Raw genomic sequence first — 14,720 nt, 5'->3', positions numbered from 1 at the left:
GGGGGCGCAGGTCAAAAGACCGGTAACCTCGCACGATTCTACCCGACCACAGAACGGTTCTATTTCGGTTCCCGGCAATCCCTTCTTTACCAAGAGCCGACATCTCTATCGTTGGTGGCCGTATGTGGCAGAGCTCTCACACCCGGCACACCCAGCGGAGCGCACGGCGCCGGAGTCACCTGGGCGTGCTGGTCTGCCTCATGGCCGCGCTGTTCTTCTCGGGAGTGCTGCTGGGCCGGATGAGCGACGGCGCCGAGCCGACCGGCCACATCTACCTCAGCGAGACCGCCCCGCCCGTCACCCCCAGGGCGACGCCGACGCCCGAGCCGGCGCGCCCCCGCGCCGACCGCATCGCCCGGGCGACCACGACGGCCACCGCGCTCCCCCGCGGGCGCAGCCGGGTCCAGCCCACCAGGACGCCGACCGGCGACCTCATCCCCGGCTACACCGCCGGTGACCCGGCGCGCGTCCTCGGCGAGGAGGTCCTGCAGATCTCGCCGGCCATGGCGGCCAGGGTCGTCAAACTCACGAACTCCGCCCGCCTCAAGCGCGGCTGCGGCCCGCTGCGCGTCGACGCCAGGCTGACCCGCTCGGCCCGCGCCCACTCGATGGAGATGGCGAGGTACGGCCGCCTCGTCCACGAGTCGCCCGACGGCGGGTCCCCGTGGGACCGCATGGAGCGGGCCGGATACCGGGCCGGCGCCGCCGAGAACATCGGCCGCGGCTACGCCTCCCCGGAGGAGGCCGTGCAGGGCTGGCTCGACAGCCGTGACCACCGCCAGAACATCCTCAACTGCCGCATCCGCGCCATCGGCGTCGGCGTGGTGTCCGGCGCCGGCGGCCCGTGGTGGACCCAGGACTTCGGATATTCCTGACAGCCGCGCGGTAATCTCGCCCGCATGGGTTTCCCCGACGACAGCGAGAGCAGCACCCAGCGCATCGCCAGCCGCTTCCGCAGGAAGCGTGACGACGCCCCCGAGACCGCGGCCTCCCCCGCCCCCGAGCCCAGCGCCTTCGCCCGTCCGCCGTACCAGGATCGCCCGCAGAAGGCGCCGGTCGCCGAGGAGGCCCGCCCCGAGCGGCGCGAGACATGGAGCCCGTACGCCGAGGGCAAGAAGTCGCGCGGCCCGCTGTGGTTCACGCTCGGCGGCGTCGCGGTGCTCGCCGCGCTCGTGGTCGGGCTGACCATGATGTGGAAGGCCGGGAGCTCCGAGTCCGCCGCCACCGCCCCGCGCCGCACCTCCGCCCCGCTGCCGTCCGTGCCTCCCGGCAAGTACGGGTACGCGGCCCAGCGGGCCACAGACCCGGACCCGCTCACGGTCAAGGAGCTGTTCCCGAGCAAGAAGTTCGCCGTGTCCGGACGCTCGTACGAGATGACCATCACCAGCAAGCTCAAGAAGTGCGGTGACGGCGCGCTCGGCAGCAAGCTGCAGAAGGCGCTGACGGCCGGCAAGTGCACCCAGCTCATCCGCGCCAGCTTCCGCGACAAGGCCGGCAAGGTCATCGGCACGGTCGGCGTGGCCAACCTCAAGACCGGCAAGAACGCCACCAAGGTCGCCACCGCCGGCAGCCAGACCAACTACGTCAAGCCACTGCCGGGCAAGGACGCGGTCACCAAGCTCGTCGGCTCCGGCAGCGGCGGCGCCCAGGTGTGGACGCACGGCCACTACGCGGTCATGATCTGGTTCCAGAACAAGGACGGCAGCAAGCCCGACAAGAAGAGCCAGAAGGCGATCATGCGGACGGCCGACGAGATCGCCAAGGCGACCGTCTTCAAGGCACTCGACACGCGCTCGCTGACCGGCCACCCTGCCTAAAACGCTCCTTTCACCCGACAAGGTCACAAAGCACTCACCTGATGCCGCCGGGAACGCCCATACCGCCATGACGATCTTCCGAGTCTCGCTAGGCTCGCCCTTATGCGTGGCCAGGAACCTGGGTCTGAGCACGATCGTGGAGACGCCGACGGCTCGGCGGCACCGGCGACGCCACCGCCGAGCTTCGGCCGGCCCGCTGAGCGACACACTCCGTCGCCGCCGTCCCCTCCGCCCTCCGCCGAGCCGTCCGACGTGACGGGGCGCGAGCGTCCCCCGTACACCTGGGGCCCACCACCCGTGCCCCCGTCCACGCCCGCGCCACCGCCCGAGCCGGACATGCCGCCGTACGGCACGTCGCCGCAGGACATGCCGCCGTACGGCACGTCGTCGTACGGGACGTCACCGCACGGGACGTCGTACGGCATGTCGTCGTACGGCAGCGGCGAGCACGCGGCCACACCGGGGCAGGGCGGCAGCGGCCTCCCGGCGGACGCGCAGCCGTGGGAGGTGCCGGGGCGAGACGCCGCACCGTACGACTGGTACGCGGACGCCCCGTACACCCACGCGACCACCCCCGACCTCCCGCAGGGACACACCGGGTCCCCGCAGGAGCACACCGGGTTCCCGCAAGGGCACACCGGGTCCGCGCAGGGACAGGCCCCGCAAGGGCACACCGGGTCCCCGCAAGGGCACACCGGGTCCCCGCAAGGGCACACCGGGTCCCCGCAAGGGCACACCGGGTCCCCGCAAGGGCACACCGGGTCCTCGCAGGGGCACGCCGGGTCCTCGCAGGGGCCTGCGCCGGCCGACGCCGCCACGCCGTGGGCCTCGCCGGAGCCGGACTCGTGGGCGACCGACCCGTCCGCCCCATGGCCCCCTCCCGAGCCGGGCCCCTGGCACGTGCCCGCCGCCCAAGCCGCCGACGAGCCCCCGGGACGGGCTTTCCCGCCTGCGCCGACCGGCTCGCCCGAGCAGCCCCCGCCGTGGGCCGCCGGACCGGTGGTGCCCGGCGCGCCGCCCTGGGAGCCGCCGCCCGCCTTCACGGCCGCGGCCGCGGGCATGCAGGTGTGGCCCGCACCCGTCGCCGACCCGCCCGCCATGCCACCGTGGCCCGCCGCCACGGGCGAGCCCGTACCCGGCCTCGACAGCGACGCGGCCCTCACCACGGACCGCCTGACCCCGGACGCCAGGACGGGCGCCGACCCCAACACCACGGCGCCTCACGCGTTCCCGTCCCCTTCGGCGACCCCGTACGGGTCCGGCCACCACGCCTCAGGTCCTCACCAGGCACCAGGATCCGAGACCGCGCAGACCCAGCCTCCGCGCGCCTTCGACCCCAACGCCACACTGCCTGACGTGCTCGACGCCGACACGACCGCCTCTCATCCCATCGAGACGGGCCGCCCACCCCGCGCCGCCGCACAGCCGTCCGCCTCGGGCGCCACCGGTGCGGACCGGCCCGCACCTGAAGCGAACGACACCCTCCCTGCCGTGGCACAGTGGTCCGGCCCCGGAGACACCGTTCCGCACCTGCCCCGCCCGGCCACGGCCCCCGGCACGTCACCGCACGCCCAGCAGCACACCTCGACCGGCGCACACCCTGCCGACCACCCGAGCGCCCCCACGTCCGCCGGAGCCACGTCCGCCGGAGCCGCGTCCCCCGGGGCTACGTCCGCCGGAGCGGCCTCCGCTGACCCCTCCCCGACGGGGACCCACCCTGGGGCCGCCGGGGCCTCCCGCTCTCCCCTCTCCGGTGTCGCTCCGACCGGCCCTCAGCCCGTCGCACCCGGCGGCTCCCCGGAGCACCCGCACGGCGCACGCGCCCCCGAGCCCGGCGACGTCCCGGTCTGGCCGCCCGTCGAGCACCACTCCCACGGCCAAGGGCCCACCGCCCCACAGCCGACCACCCCGGCCCACCCCGGCACGCCGCACCAGGGCGCTCCTCAAGCGGGCACATCCCAGGAAGGTGCGCCCCAGGCGGGCGTGTCTCAGCAAGGCACCGCCCACGTGCGCCCCCCGCAGACGGACGCCTCTCAGGCGGACGCGCCTCAGGCGGGCTCCTCTCAGGCGGGCGCGCCGCAGGGGAACATGCCTCAGGGAGGCGCCCCCTACGTGGGCGCGCCGCAGACGGGCGCACCGCAGGCGGGCACGTCCCAGGGAGGCAGCACGTCCCACGCGGACCCGGCCACCGCGACACCAGGCGTCCCTCACCCGGCCGCCACCTCACCAAGCGCACCCCAGCAGGACGCGACCGCACCCCACCAGACCGCCGCTTCCGCCACCCCGGGGCAGCCCAGCACCGCTCACCCCCCGAACGGCCGGCCCACGACCGGCCCCTCGAACGCAGGCCAACCGACGGCCCCCCACCCTGCACCCGGCCAGCCCATGGCCGGTCCGCCGAGCCCGGGCCGGCCAACGGCCCCCCAGCCAGCCCCCGGCCACAGCACCCCGGGCCAGGCCACGTCTGGTCACCCCGTGCCCGGCCAGACCACTCCGACCCACGCCGCCCCGGGACAGAACCCTTCTGGACAGAACAGCCCCGGACAAAGCGGGCCTGGGCAGACCGGGCCCGGACAGAACGGCCCAGGCCCGGTCGGTGTCAACGGTCCCCAGGCCGGGCGGCAGTCCGGTGCCTGGCCGCCCCCTCCCCAAACCGAGGAGCAGCGTCAGGAGGAGCAACTTCCCGAGCTGCCCTTCAGCCGTGAGATCTGGGGCAAACCGAGCACCCCGCCGCCCCGCTCCCCTCTCTCGCCCGCCGCGTTCGACCTGCCCACCCCGCCCCCGGGCGGCGTCGGCGGTCACCCGCTGGGCGCGTTCAAGCAGCCACCGGCCGCCCCCACCCCGCCGGCCGCCCAGCCGAACAAGGCCAGGCGGGCCGTCCTGGCCGTCCTCGGCGTTGTCGTCCTGGGAGGCGTGGCCACCGGCGGCTTCTTCGCCTACAAGTCGCTGAGCGCGCCCCCGCCCACGGCGGCCACCCGGCAGCCGACGGCGCCCACCACCGCCCCCGCACCGTCCGCGGCTGTGCCCTCGTCCGGGCCCTCGGCCGTGTCCCCCACGGCCAGCGCGTCGCCGAGCGCCCCGGCGGCGGCCGTGCTCGACTCCGAGGTGACGGACAAGCGCAAGCTGTCGCTGGCCGAGGCGTTCCCGGAGAAGAAGGTGGACGCGGCCGGCGCCGCGTTCTCGCGGGTCGTGACCGACATGGAGGGCGACTGCCGCAAGGCCGCCGCGGGGCCGTTCGCCGAGGCGCTGAACGACCAGAAGTGCAGCAGGGTGCTGCGGGCGACGTACGTGGACAGCAAGCGCCGCTACGCGGTGACCAGCGGCATCGCGGTGCTCCCCACCAAGGACGCCGCCATGAAGGCCGACCAGGCCAAGAACCTCGCCCGCAATCTCTGGTTCCGCGCCCTGCCCGGCCCCGCCGGCTCGGGCGGGGAGCGCGTCGACATCGCGGGCGGGTACGCGGCCGGCCTGGTCTGGGGGCGGTACATCGTGTTCAGTTACGCCACCTACGCCGACGGCCACACCCCTGCGGCGAAGGACCGGACGCTGGGCAAGGTCAGCGACGCCTTCCGCGACGAGATGTCGCTCGTCCTGGAGCGCCGCATCTCCAACGACTGACCCGACGGGCGCACCCCGGCATCACCCACGCCAAGGACGTGACAGAGGTCAGAGGGAGCGGACGCGTCGCGTCGCGGCGGCGCGCACCGCCAGCTCTTCCGCCGGCGGGTAGCTGACCTCCTCCAGGCACAGGCCGTGGGCGGGCGCGACGTGCACCCCGCTGTCCCGTACGGCCCCCGCCAGCACCTGGCCCGGCCACGGGATCGGCCGCCGGCCGTCGCCCACGGCCAGCAGCGCCCCCACCAGCGCCCGCACCATCGAGTGGCAGAACGCGTCGGCCACCACGGTCGCCACCAGCAGCCCGTCGTCCTGGCGTACCCACCGGAGCCGTTGCAGCTCGCGGATCGTGGTGGCGCCCTCGCGCTTCTTGCAGAACGCCGCGAAGTCGTGCTCGCCCAGGAGCCGCTCGGCGGCGGTGTTCATGCCGTCGAGGTCGAGCGGGCGGTTGTGCCACACGACCTCCCGGCGCCGCAACGGGTCGCCCCCTCCGGGCGCGTCGCTCACCCGGTACGCGTATCGCCGGGACAGTGCGGAGAACCGGGCGTCAAAGCCCTCAGGAGCCACCGAGACGCGATGAACCCGTACATCCTGCGCCAGTACCCCCGCCAGTCGTCGCACGAGCGTGGCGAGCCGCTCGTCCACGTCCAGCGGCAAGTCACCCGGAGCGGTGCCGGAGGCGGAGGAGAGCAGCTCCTCCGGTGAGGCGGGCGCGCGGCGGTTGCGGTCCAGCTCGGACAGCGATCCCACGGCGATGTCCACATGCGCCACCTGGTGCCGGGCGTGGACGCCCGCGTCCGTCCGCCCCGCCACCGTGAGCGCGGGCGGCTCCTCCAACCGCAGGATCCGGCCGAGCGCCTGCTCGATCTCGCCCTGCACGGTACGCCGGCCCGGCTGGCGGGCCCAGCCGGAGAAGTCGGTGCCGTCGTACCCGAGGTCGAGGCGGAGCCGTACCACGAGCTACCTCCCAGAGCCGTGCGCCGGCACGGCGGATGCCGGCACAGCGAGAACCACCACAGAACGCGAAACGGGCCCGGCACCCCGTGAGGGGGCCGGGCCCGCGACGCCTGGGGCCTGAAGGATCAGGCCTCGTCCTTCTTCGCCTCGGCCGAAGCGTCAGCCTCGTCGGCCTGGGCGGCGGGCGCCTCGTCGGCGGCCGCGGCCTCAGCGGCGGGAGCCTCGGTCTCCTCAACCGGAGCCTCGGTCTCCTCAGCCTGGGCCGGAGCCGCGGCGGCGGCCGGAGCGGCGGCGCGGGAGACGCGAACCGGGTTCAGCGGCTCGGTCACCAGCTCGATGACGGCCATCGGCGCGTTGTCACCCTTGCGCGGCCCCACCTTGGTGATGCGGGTGTAGCCGCCCGGACGCTCGGCGAACGTGGTCGCGAGGTCCGTGAACAGGTGGTGGACGACGCCCTTGTCCTTGACGACCGCGAGGACCTGGCGACGGTTGTGGATGTCGCCCTTCTTCGCCTTGGTGATCAGGCGCTCCGCCACGGGGCGAAGGCGCTTGGCCTTGGCGACCGTGGTGCGGATCTTGCCGTGGCGGAACAGGTCCGTGGCCAGGTTGGCCAGGATCAGCCGCTCGTGCGCCGGGCTGCCGCCAAGACGTGCACCCTTGGTGGGCTTGGGCATTGCGATCTCCTTGTGAGTTAACCCGCCCCGGCCGTGCCAGGTACCGGAGTCGGGCCGGTCGCAGTCGGTCGATGCGATCCGTTATCGTCGCCCGCGCCGGGCGGCTGGGCCGCCCGGCACGAGGCTTCGCGAGGGAGACCCCTCGCGATGGTTCAGTACTGCTCGGTCTCGACGTACGCGCTGTCGTCGTCGTCGTAACCGGCGCCGGCCACCGCGCTCGGGTCGAACCCGGGCGGGGAGTCCTTGAGCGCCAGCGACATCTCGTGCAGCTTCTGCTTGACCTCTTCGATCGACTTGGCGCCGAAATTCCTTATGTCCAGCAGGTCCTGCTCGCTGCGCGCGACCAGCTCACCCACGGTGTGGATGCCCTCGCGCTTGAGGCAGTTGTACGACCGGACGGTCAGGTTGAGCTCCTCGATCGGCAACGCCAGGTCGGCCGCCAGAGCGGCGTCGGTGGGCGACGGGCCGATGTCGATGCCCTCGGCCTCGACGTTGAGCTCACGGGCCAGGCCGAACAGCTCGACGAGGGTCTTACCGGCGGAGGCCACCGCGTCGCGGGGCTTCATGGCCGGCTTGGTCTCGACGTCGAGGATCAGGCGGTCGAAGTCGGTGCGCTGCTCGACTCGGGTCGCCTCGACCTTGTAGGTGACCTTGAGCACCGGCGAGTAGATGGAGTCGATCGGGATACGGCCGATCTCCTGGCCGGGCTGCTTGTTCTGCGCGGCGGAGACGTAGCCGCGACCGCGCTCGACGGTCAGCTCCATCTCCAGCTTCGCCTTGCCGTTCAGCGTGGCGATGCGCAGCTCGGGGTTGTGCACCTCGACACCGGCCGGAGGCGCGATGTCGGCGGCGGTGACCTCACCCGGACCCTGCTTGCGCAGGTACATCACGACCGGCTCGTCGTGCTCGGAGGAGACGACCAGCTCCTTGAGGTTGAGGATGATGTCGGTGACGTCTTCCTTGACCCCGGGAACGGTCGAGAACTCGTGCAGCACGCCCTCGATCCGGATGCTCGTCACGGCCGCGCCCGGAATGGACGACAGCAGCGTGCGGCGGAGCGAGTTGCCGATGGTGTAGCCGAAGCCCGGCTCCAGCGGCTCGATGATGAACCGGGACCGGGTCTCGTCGATCGACTCTTCGAGAAGAGTCGGGCGCTGAGCGATCAGCATGCGGGTTCTCCCCTTGTCGTGTGGCGACCGCTATATGACGCCACTCCGATGTACAGCCTAAATGGCGTACGGGCGGGCCGTACGCCATCAGGCAGACGAGTTGCTACTTGGAGTAGTACTCGACGATCAGCTGCTCCTGGACCTGGGTGTCGATCTGCTGCCGGACGGGCAGCTGGTGAACCAGGACGCGGAGCTTCTCCGGCACGACGCCCAGCCAGGCCGGGACGGTGCGGTCGCCGGCGGTGGCGCGAGCCACCTCGTACGGCAGGAGGTTGCGCTTGGTCTCGCGCACCTCGATGATGTCGTGCTCGCGCACGCGGTACGACGGGATGTCGACCTTCTTGCCGTTGACCAGGATGTGGCCGTGGCGCACCTGCTGGCGGGCGGCGTCACGCGACTGGGCGAACCCGGCGCGGTACACCACGTTGTCGAGGCGGCTCTCCAGGATCTGGAGGAGAACCTCACCCGACTTGCCGCTCTTGCCAGCGGCTTCCTCGTAGTAGTTGCGGAACTGCTTCTCGAGCACGCCGTAGATCCGGCGGGTCTTCTGCTTCTCACGAAGCTGAAGCTGGTACTCGGACTCCTTGGGACGTCCGCGACCGTGCTCACCCGGCGGGTAAGGGCGAATCTCGATGGGGCACTTGGCGGACTCGCACTTGCTGCCCTTGAGGAAGAGCTTGGTCTTCTCGCGACGGCAGAGCTTGCAGTCCGCGCCCGTGTAACGAGCCATTTCTCAATATCTCCTGGGGATCAGACGCGGCGGCGCTTCGGCGGACGGCAGCCGTTGTGCGGCACCGGGGTGACGTCCTGGATCGAACCCACCTCGAGGCCGGTGGCCTGGAGGGAGCGGATCGCGGTCTCGCGACCGGAGCCGGGGCCCTTCACGAAGACGTCGACCTTGCGCATGCCGTGCTCCATGGCGCGGCGAGCGGCGTTCTCGGCAGCCATCTGGGCGGCGAACGGGGTGGACTTACGGGAGCCCTTGAAACCCACGTGGCCGGCGCTGGCCCAGGAGATCACGTTCCCGTTGGGGTCCGTGATCGAAACGATCGTGTTGTTGAACGTGCTCTTGATGTGGGCGTGCCCGTGAGCGACGTTCTTCTTTTCCTTGCGGCGCACCTTCTTGGGCGCACCCTGACGGCTCTTAGGAGGCATCCTTTGCCTTCACTCCTGAGGTGTTCGGTCCCGCGGCTGCGAGGACTACTTCTTACCGGGCTTCTTCTTGCCGGCCACGGTCTTCTTCTTGCCCTTGCGGGTGCGCGCGTTGGTCTGGGTGCGCTGGCCGTGGACGGGCAGGCCCTTGCGGTGCCGGATGCCCTGGTAGCAACCGATTTCGATCTTGCGACGGATGTCGGCCTGGACCTCGCGACGCAGGTCACCCTCGATCTTGAAGTTCGCCTCGATGTAGTCACGCATCGGGACGAGCTCGTTGTCGCTGAGCTGGTGGACCCGGAGGTCGCCGCTGACACCGGTCGCCTCGAGGATCTCCTGGGCGCGGGTGCGGCCGATTCCGTAGATGTAGGTGAGAGCGATCTCCAGCCGCTTTTCGCGGGGGAGGTCGACGCCAACCAGGCGGGCCATGGTCGGGCATTCTCCTTCGTGATGGCGGAGGTCTTACGCCTCATCTCCCCTCCCCATGCCCGGGGTGAGGGCCCCGGCCTCCGACCGGGGGTCTCCTGAGTGGTACGGCCTTCCGTGCTCGTCCCGGGCCGAAGCCTCGGTGCGGCACGCCGCCTGCTCAGGTGTGAAGCGTTACTACAGTCTCAGGCTTCTCATGCGTCGAGCCCGCTCCCTGAAATCGGGGCGGACTCGGAGAAGCCTTTGCGGCGACTAGCCCTGACGCTGCTTGTGGCGCAGGTTGTCGCAGATCACCATGACGCGACCGTGCCGGCGGATCACCTTGCACTTGTCGCAGATCTTCTTGACGCTCGGCTTTACCTTCATTGTCCTTCGTGTTCCTCAGACGTCTTCACTTGTATCGGTAGACGATCCGCCCACGACTGAGGTCGTAGGGGCTCAGTTCCACGACCACCCGGTCGTCGGGGAGAATTCGGATGTAGTGCATCCGCATCCGTCCGCTGATGTGGGCCAGGACCTTATGGCCGTTGTCGAGCTGCACCCGGAACATGGCGTTCGGGAGCGACTCAACCACAGTGCCCTCGATCTCGATGGCGCCGTCTTTCTTGGCCAAAATCCCTCGCGTTTCACTGATCGATCGTCTGAGGCTCCGGTTCACTAAGCAGCCGCGACTTCACGCTTCGAAGAGAGCGACGGCCGGCAAGGACCGCCGACGCGTGATAGTCATAGTGAGCCGACTAAGGAGTGTACGACACCTGAGCCTAAAACGCGAAACGCGTGCCAGGTGTCCTGACACAACCACGAGCCAGTTTACCCCACACCTAAGCGCGCCTGACCACTCCGGCGGGCGCGCCCCCTCCCGATAGCACGTCCTTGGCATGGGCGAGGCCCGCCGGCGAGATGCCGGCGGGCCTCGGAGCCTGAGCCGCGGGGGCTCGGACGACGTGCGAGGCGGCGCCAGTGGTGGCGGTTCCAGTGGTGGCGGCGCCCGTGGAATGCGGCGGTGCATCAGTAGATGCGGTAGACCTTGCCGCAGTCGTTGAACTTGCCGCCCCAGCAGGTGTACGTGTAGACCCGCGCAAGCCCCTTCTTCGACCAGGTCTCACTGTGCGAGCCGTCCCACTGGCGGACGAACTTGCCACCGCCGCCGCCCTTGAACTCGTACCGGAACCAGATCCAGCCGGACTTGGGCGTGGACTCCTTGCCGTACCACTTGGTGTAGACCCGGCCACCGGACTTCCAGGTGTAGCCGTAGCTGTAGGCCCTGTGGCTCTTGGAGTAGAACTTGCCCCACTTGTGGACCGGGGCGGTCTGGGCCGCGCCGGCCGTGGCGGTGGTGACCGTGGTCGCCTGGGCGGCGGGGGCGGTCAGGGCGAGCCCGGTGGCGAGGGAGCCGGCGAGGGCGGCCGCCGTGATGATCTTCCGCATGTCTTCCTCCGGTGAGTCAGTGCTTCTCGATGCGACTCACGTTAGGAAGATTCGGCTGTCCGATCTGTGGAGGAATACGCAGAGTGTACTTGTGCACACTTCAGCGCTTCTTCGATGATCCCCCGGACCCGAAGATCGTGCTCATCAGCAGCACCACACCCCACGGGCCCATGACCCACAACGGCCACGGGTAGATGAGGTGATCGGCCGTCACGCTGACGATCAGCCAGATGACCCAGTTCACGGAGCTGGCCATCGCCCATGAGGCCCACGCGGCCCGCATGCCGGCGTGCGCCTTGGCCTGCTTGGCGGTGGCCTTGTCCGACTGCTTGGCGAGCTGGCGGTGGCGCAGGTCCACGTCGGGCAGGTCCGAGGTCAGCCGCTGGAGCTCGCCGTAGGTCTTGCTCTGGTAGAGGTGCTCCAGGCGCTCGTTGAACTCCTCCATGGTGATCCGGCCCTGGGCGGTGTGCTCGCGAAGCACCGCGGCCACCCGGTCGCGATCGGCATCGGAAGCACGCATTTCGGGGCTCTGTGCCATACCACCACTCCCGGTCAGTTGTGCGGCTGCGCCAGGCGCGATTCGCCCCCGTCTAGAGCGGTAAGCACCCAAGGTCCATTATGTGTCACCGCGACGCTGTGTTCGAAGTGCGCGGACTGCTTGCCGTCGATGGTGACGACGGTCCAGTCGTCGGCCAGCACGCGGGTCCGGGGCGTGCCGAGGTTGACCATCGGCTCGATGGCCAGGCACATGCCCTCCTCCAGCAGCGGGCCCTTGCCCGGCCGGCCGTGGTTGGCGATCCACGGATCCATGTGCATCTCGGTGCCGATGCCGTGGCCGCCGTACTCCGGCGGGATGCCGAAGCGGCCCTGCGACCGGACGTAGCGCTCGATCTCGTAGCCGATGTCGGACAGGTGGCGGCCGGGAGTGAGCGCGGCGATGCCGCGCCACATGGCCTCCTCGGTGATCCGCATCAGCTCCGTGAGCTCCGGGGCCACCTCCCCCACGGGAACCGTCACGGCCGAGTCGCCGTGCCAGCCGTCGAGGATGGCGCCGCAGTCGATCGAGATGATGTCGCCCTCGCGTAGCTTGCGGGCCTTGGTCGGGATGCCGTGCACGACCTCGTCGTTGACCGACGCGCAGATCGTCGCCGGAAAGCCCTGGTAGCCCTTGAACGACGGGACCGCGCCCTCTTCCCTGATCGCCTTCTCGGCGATGACGTCCAGGTCGAGCGGCGTCATTCCCGGCTCGACCGACCGCTTCAGCAGGTCCAGCGTGCGCCCGACGACGAGACCGGCCGAGCGCATCTTCTCCAGCTGCTCCGCCGACTTGATCTGAATTCCATGTCTGTTCTTCTTGAACACGTTTCGGCACCCCTAGGGTTGGCAACGAGCGGACGCGGGAGCCCAATTCCCCCCACAATAGCCGCGAGGTGGCACGAAGAAATCTCGTGCCACCTCGTCAGTCCGTCAGCGGAGCTAACCCGTGAAAGGGCGGATCGCCTCCATGGCACGCTCGGTGACCTCCTCGACCGGGCCGGTCGCGTCGACACCGACCAGGATGCCCTCGTCGGCGTAGTAGGCGATGAGCGGTGACGTCTGCTCCTGGTAGACCTCCAGGCGGTGCCTGATGGTCTCCTCCTTGTCGTCGTCACGCTGGAACAGCGCGCCGCCGCAGACGTCGCACCGGTCGTCCTTCTTGTCGTCGAACTCCACGTGCCAGATGCGGCCGCACTGGCTGCACGTGCGACGCCCGGCGAGGCGGCGGACCACCTCGTCGTCGTCGACCACGAGCTCCAGCACCAGATCGAGCGCCAGCCCCCAGTCCTTGAGCATGTCGCGCAGGATCTCGGCCTGCGGGACGTTGCGGGGGAAGCCGTCGAGCAGGAAGCCGTCCTGCGCGTCGTCCTCGGAGAGACGGTCACGGACCATGGCGATGGTCACCTCGTCGGGCACCAGGTCGCCGCGGTCCATGAACGTCTTGGCCAGCTTGCCGAGCTCCGTGCCGCCCGAGACGTTGGCACGGAAGATGTCACCTGTCGAGATCTTCGGGATGGACAGGTTGGATGCGATGTACTGGGCCTGCGTCCCCTTTCCCGCTCCGGGGGGCCCTACCAGAACGAGACGCACTACCGCAGGAAGCCTTCGTAGTTACGCTGCTGCAGCTGGCTCTCGATCTGCTTCACCGTGTCCAGGCCGACACCAACCATGATCAGAATGCTCGTCCCTCCGAACGGGAAGTTCTGGCTCGCACCGGCCACCGCCAGCGCGACGATCGGGACCATGGAGATCAGACCCAGATAGAGCGCGCCGGGCGCGGTCAGACGGGTGAGCACGAAGTTCAGGTATTCAGCCGTCGGCCGGCCCGGGCGGATGCCCGGAATGAACCCACCGTACTTCTTCATGTTGTCGGCCACTTCAGGGGGGTTGAAAGTGATGGACACGTAGAAGTACGTGAAGAACACGATCAGCACGAAGAACGTGATCATGTAGGTGGGAGTGGTGCCGCCGGCCAGGTTCTGCGCGATCCACTGGACCACCGCGTTCGGGTTGGCCGTGTTGGCGAAGAGCGACGTGATGAGCTGCGGAAGGTAGAGCAGCGACGAGGCGAAGATGACCGGGATGATGCCGGCCTGGTTGACCTTCAGCGGGATGTAGGTCGAGGTGCCGCCGTACATCCGCCGGCCGACCATCCGCTTGGCGTACTGCACCGGGATGCGGCGCTGAGCCTGCTCGACGAAGACCACCGCGGCGATCATGAAAATACCGACGATCATGACGACCGCGAAGGTGAACTTGTTGGCCTGGAAGATGCTGGCCAGCTCCGACGGGAACACCGACACGACGGAGGTGAAGATCAGGATCGACATGCCGTTGCCGACGCCGCGGTCCGTGATGAGCTCGCCCAGCCACATGATCACGGAGGTGCCGGCCGTCATGATGACGACCATCGTGATGATCTGGAAGATGTCGTTCGGGTTGAGCAGCACGTCCTGCTGGCAGTTCGGGAACAGCTGACCGGAGCGCGCGAGCGCGATGAAGGCCGTGGACTGGAGGACGCCGAGGCCGATCGTCAGATAACGCGTATACTGCGTGATCTTGGTCTGGCCTGCCTGCCCCTCCTTCTTGAGTGCCTCAAGACGAGGAATCACGACAACGAGCAGCTGCAGGATGATGCTCGCCGTGATGTACGGCATGATGCCGAGGGCGAACACCGACAGCTTCAGGAGCGCGCCGCCACTGAACAGCTGGACCATTCCATAGATGTTGCCGGAGGCTCCGTTACGCGCCTCCTGGAAGCAGTTCGCCAGATTCTCGACGTGAACGCCCGGAGTCGGAAGAACCGAGCCAAGACGGAACAGCGCGATGATGCCCAGAGTGAAGAGCAACTTCTTGCGCAGGTCCGGCGTCCGGAACGCCCGGGTAAACGCGGTCAGCACGGTCCCTCCTGCGCGCCTATAAGGCGATGTGAGTATGCGATGGTG

General features: G+C 69.8%; 17 protein-coding genes. 3 read left to right on the top strand and 14 right to left on the bottom strand.

Annotated features, from left to right (window positions below; genetic code table 11):
- The first annotated feature begins 122 nt into the window (after positions 1-122).
- The gene (locus tag AB0H64_RS16480; protein WP_357624626.1) at positions 123-875 is read left to right on the top strand and encodes a CAP domain-containing protein; all 753 of its coding nucleotides are present in this window, start codon (positions 123-125) and stop codon (positions 873-875) included.
- 24 nt (positions 876-899) lie between these two features.
- Positions 900-1,817, top strand: coding sequence for a hypothetical protein (locus AB0H64_RS16475; protein WP_357624623.1), 918 nt, complete (start codon positions 900-902; stop codon positions 1,815-1,817).
- Between the two features lie 1,560 nt (positions 1,818-3,377).
- Here AB0H64_RS16475 and AB0H64_RS16470 read toward each other — a convergent pair.
- The gene (locus AB0H64_RS16470) at positions 3,378-3,992 is read right to left on the bottom strand and encodes a pentapeptide repeat-containing protein (RefSeq protein ID WP_357624621.1); all 615 of its coding nucleotides are present in this window, start codon (positions 3,990-3,992) and stop codon (positions 3,378-3,380) included.
- 300 nt (positions 3,993-4,292) lie between these two features.
- On the opposite strand from AB0H64_RS16470, the gene AB0H64_RS16465 reads away from it, so the two are divergent.
- Positions 4,293-5,435, top strand: a complete 1,143-nt coding sequence (locus tag AB0H64_RS16465; protein ID WP_357624618.1) for a hypothetical protein — start codon at positions 4,293-4,295, stop codon at positions 5,433-5,435.
- Positions 5,436-5,483: 48 nt separating this feature from the next.
- Here AB0H64_RS16465 and truA read toward each other — a convergent pair whose 3' ends face one another.
- From truA to secY, 13 genes are all read right to left on the bottom strand, one after another.
- The gene (gene truA, locus AB0H64_RS16460) at positions 5,484-6,389 is read right to left on the bottom strand and encodes a tRNA pseudouridine(38-40) synthase TruA (protein ID WP_357624617.1); all 906 of its coding nucleotides are present in this window, start codon (positions 6,387-6,389) and stop codon (positions 5,484-5,486) included.
- 125 nt (positions 6,390-6,514) lie between these two features.
- Complete coding sequence (gene rplQ, locus AB0H64_RS16455) at positions 6,515-7,063, bottom strand: 50S ribosomal protein L17 (protein WP_357624614.1); 549 nt, start codon at positions 7,061-7,063, stop codon at positions 6,515-6,517.
- 152 nt (positions 7,064-7,215) lie between these two features.
- Complete coding sequence (locus AB0H64_RS16450) at positions 7,216-8,232, bottom strand: DNA-directed RNA polymerase subunit alpha (RefSeq protein WP_310708499.1); 1,017 nt, start codon at positions 8,230-8,232, stop codon at positions 7,216-7,218.
- Between the two features lie 103 nt (positions 8,233-8,335).
- Entirely contained in the window at positions 8,336-8,962 is a 627-nt protein-coding gene (gene rpsD / locus AB0H64_RS16445; RefSeq protein ID WP_310708500.1) for a 30S ribosomal protein S4, read from the bottom strand.
- Positions 8,963-8,982: 20 nt separating this feature from the next.
- Positions 8,983-9,387, bottom strand: coding sequence for a 30S ribosomal protein S11 (rpsK, locus tag AB0H64_RS16440; protein WP_020542285.1), 405 nt, complete (start codon positions 9,385-9,387; stop codon positions 8,983-8,985).
- 45 nt (positions 9,388-9,432) lie between these two features.
- The gene (rpsM, locus tag AB0H64_RS16435) at positions 9,433-9,813 is read right to left on the bottom strand and encodes a 30S ribosomal protein S13 (protein ID WP_310708501.1); all 381 of its coding nucleotides are present in this window, start codon (positions 9,811-9,813) and stop codon (positions 9,433-9,435) included.
- A 249-nt stretch (positions 9,814-10,062) separates the two neighbouring features.
- Positions 10,063-10,176: a 50S ribosomal protein L36 gene (gene rpmJ, locus AB0H64_RS16430; RefSeq protein ID WP_003956441.1), complete on the bottom strand. Its 114-nt coding sequence runs from the start codon at positions 10,174-10,176 to the stop codon at positions 10,063-10,065.
- A 25-nt stretch (positions 10,177-10,201) separates the two neighbouring features.
- Positions 10,202-10,423 carry a translation initiation factor IF-1 gene (infA, locus tag AB0H64_RS16425; RefSeq protein WP_012887858.1) on the bottom strand — a complete coding sequence of 74 codons (222 nt, stop codon included), beginning with the start codon at positions 10,421-10,423 and terminating at the stop codon, positions 10,202-10,204.
- A 395-nt stretch (positions 10,424-10,818) separates the two neighbouring features.
- Positions 10,819-11,238 carry a hypothetical protein gene (locus AB0H64_RS16420; protein WP_357624610.1) on the bottom strand — a complete coding sequence of 140 codons (420 nt, stop codon included), beginning with the start codon at positions 11,236-11,238 and terminating at the stop codon, positions 10,819-10,821.
- Positions 11,239-11,338: 100 nt separating this feature from the next.
- On the bottom strand, positions 11,339-11,758 hold the full coding sequence (locus AB0H64_RS16415; RefSeq protein WP_357624608.1) for a DUF1707 domain-containing protein: 420 nt from the start codon (positions 11,756-11,758) through the stop codon (positions 11,339-11,341).
- Positions 11,759-11,790: 32 nt separating this feature from the next.
- Positions 11,791-12,600: a type I methionyl aminopeptidase gene (map, locus tag AB0H64_RS16410; protein WP_357624606.1), complete on the bottom strand. Its 810-nt coding sequence runs from the start codon at positions 12,598-12,600 to the stop codon at positions 11,791-11,793.
- Positions 12,601-12,714: 114 nt separating this feature from the next.
- Positions 12,715-13,365, bottom strand: a complete 651-nt coding sequence (locus tag AB0H64_RS16405; RefSeq protein WP_357624604.1) for an adenylate kinase — start codon at positions 13,363-13,365, stop codon at positions 12,715-12,717.
- Positions 13,365-14,675: a preprotein translocase subunit SecY gene (gene secY, locus AB0H64_RS16400; protein WP_357624602.1), complete on the bottom strand. Its 1,311-nt coding sequence runs from the start codon at positions 14,673-14,675 to the stop codon at positions 13,365-13,367. Before secY ends, AB0H64_RS16405 begins: the two co-directional genes overlap by 1 nt.
- Between the last annotated feature and the right edge of the window lie 45 nt (positions 14,676-14,720).

The sequence above is a fragment of the Nonomuraea sp. NPDC050733 genome, assembly GCF_040654215.1.
Lineage (GTDB): Bacteria > Actinomycetota > Actinomycetes > Streptosporangiales > Streptosporangiaceae > Nonomuraea.
This window is presented reverse-complemented; position numbering and strand designations above follow the sequence as displayed.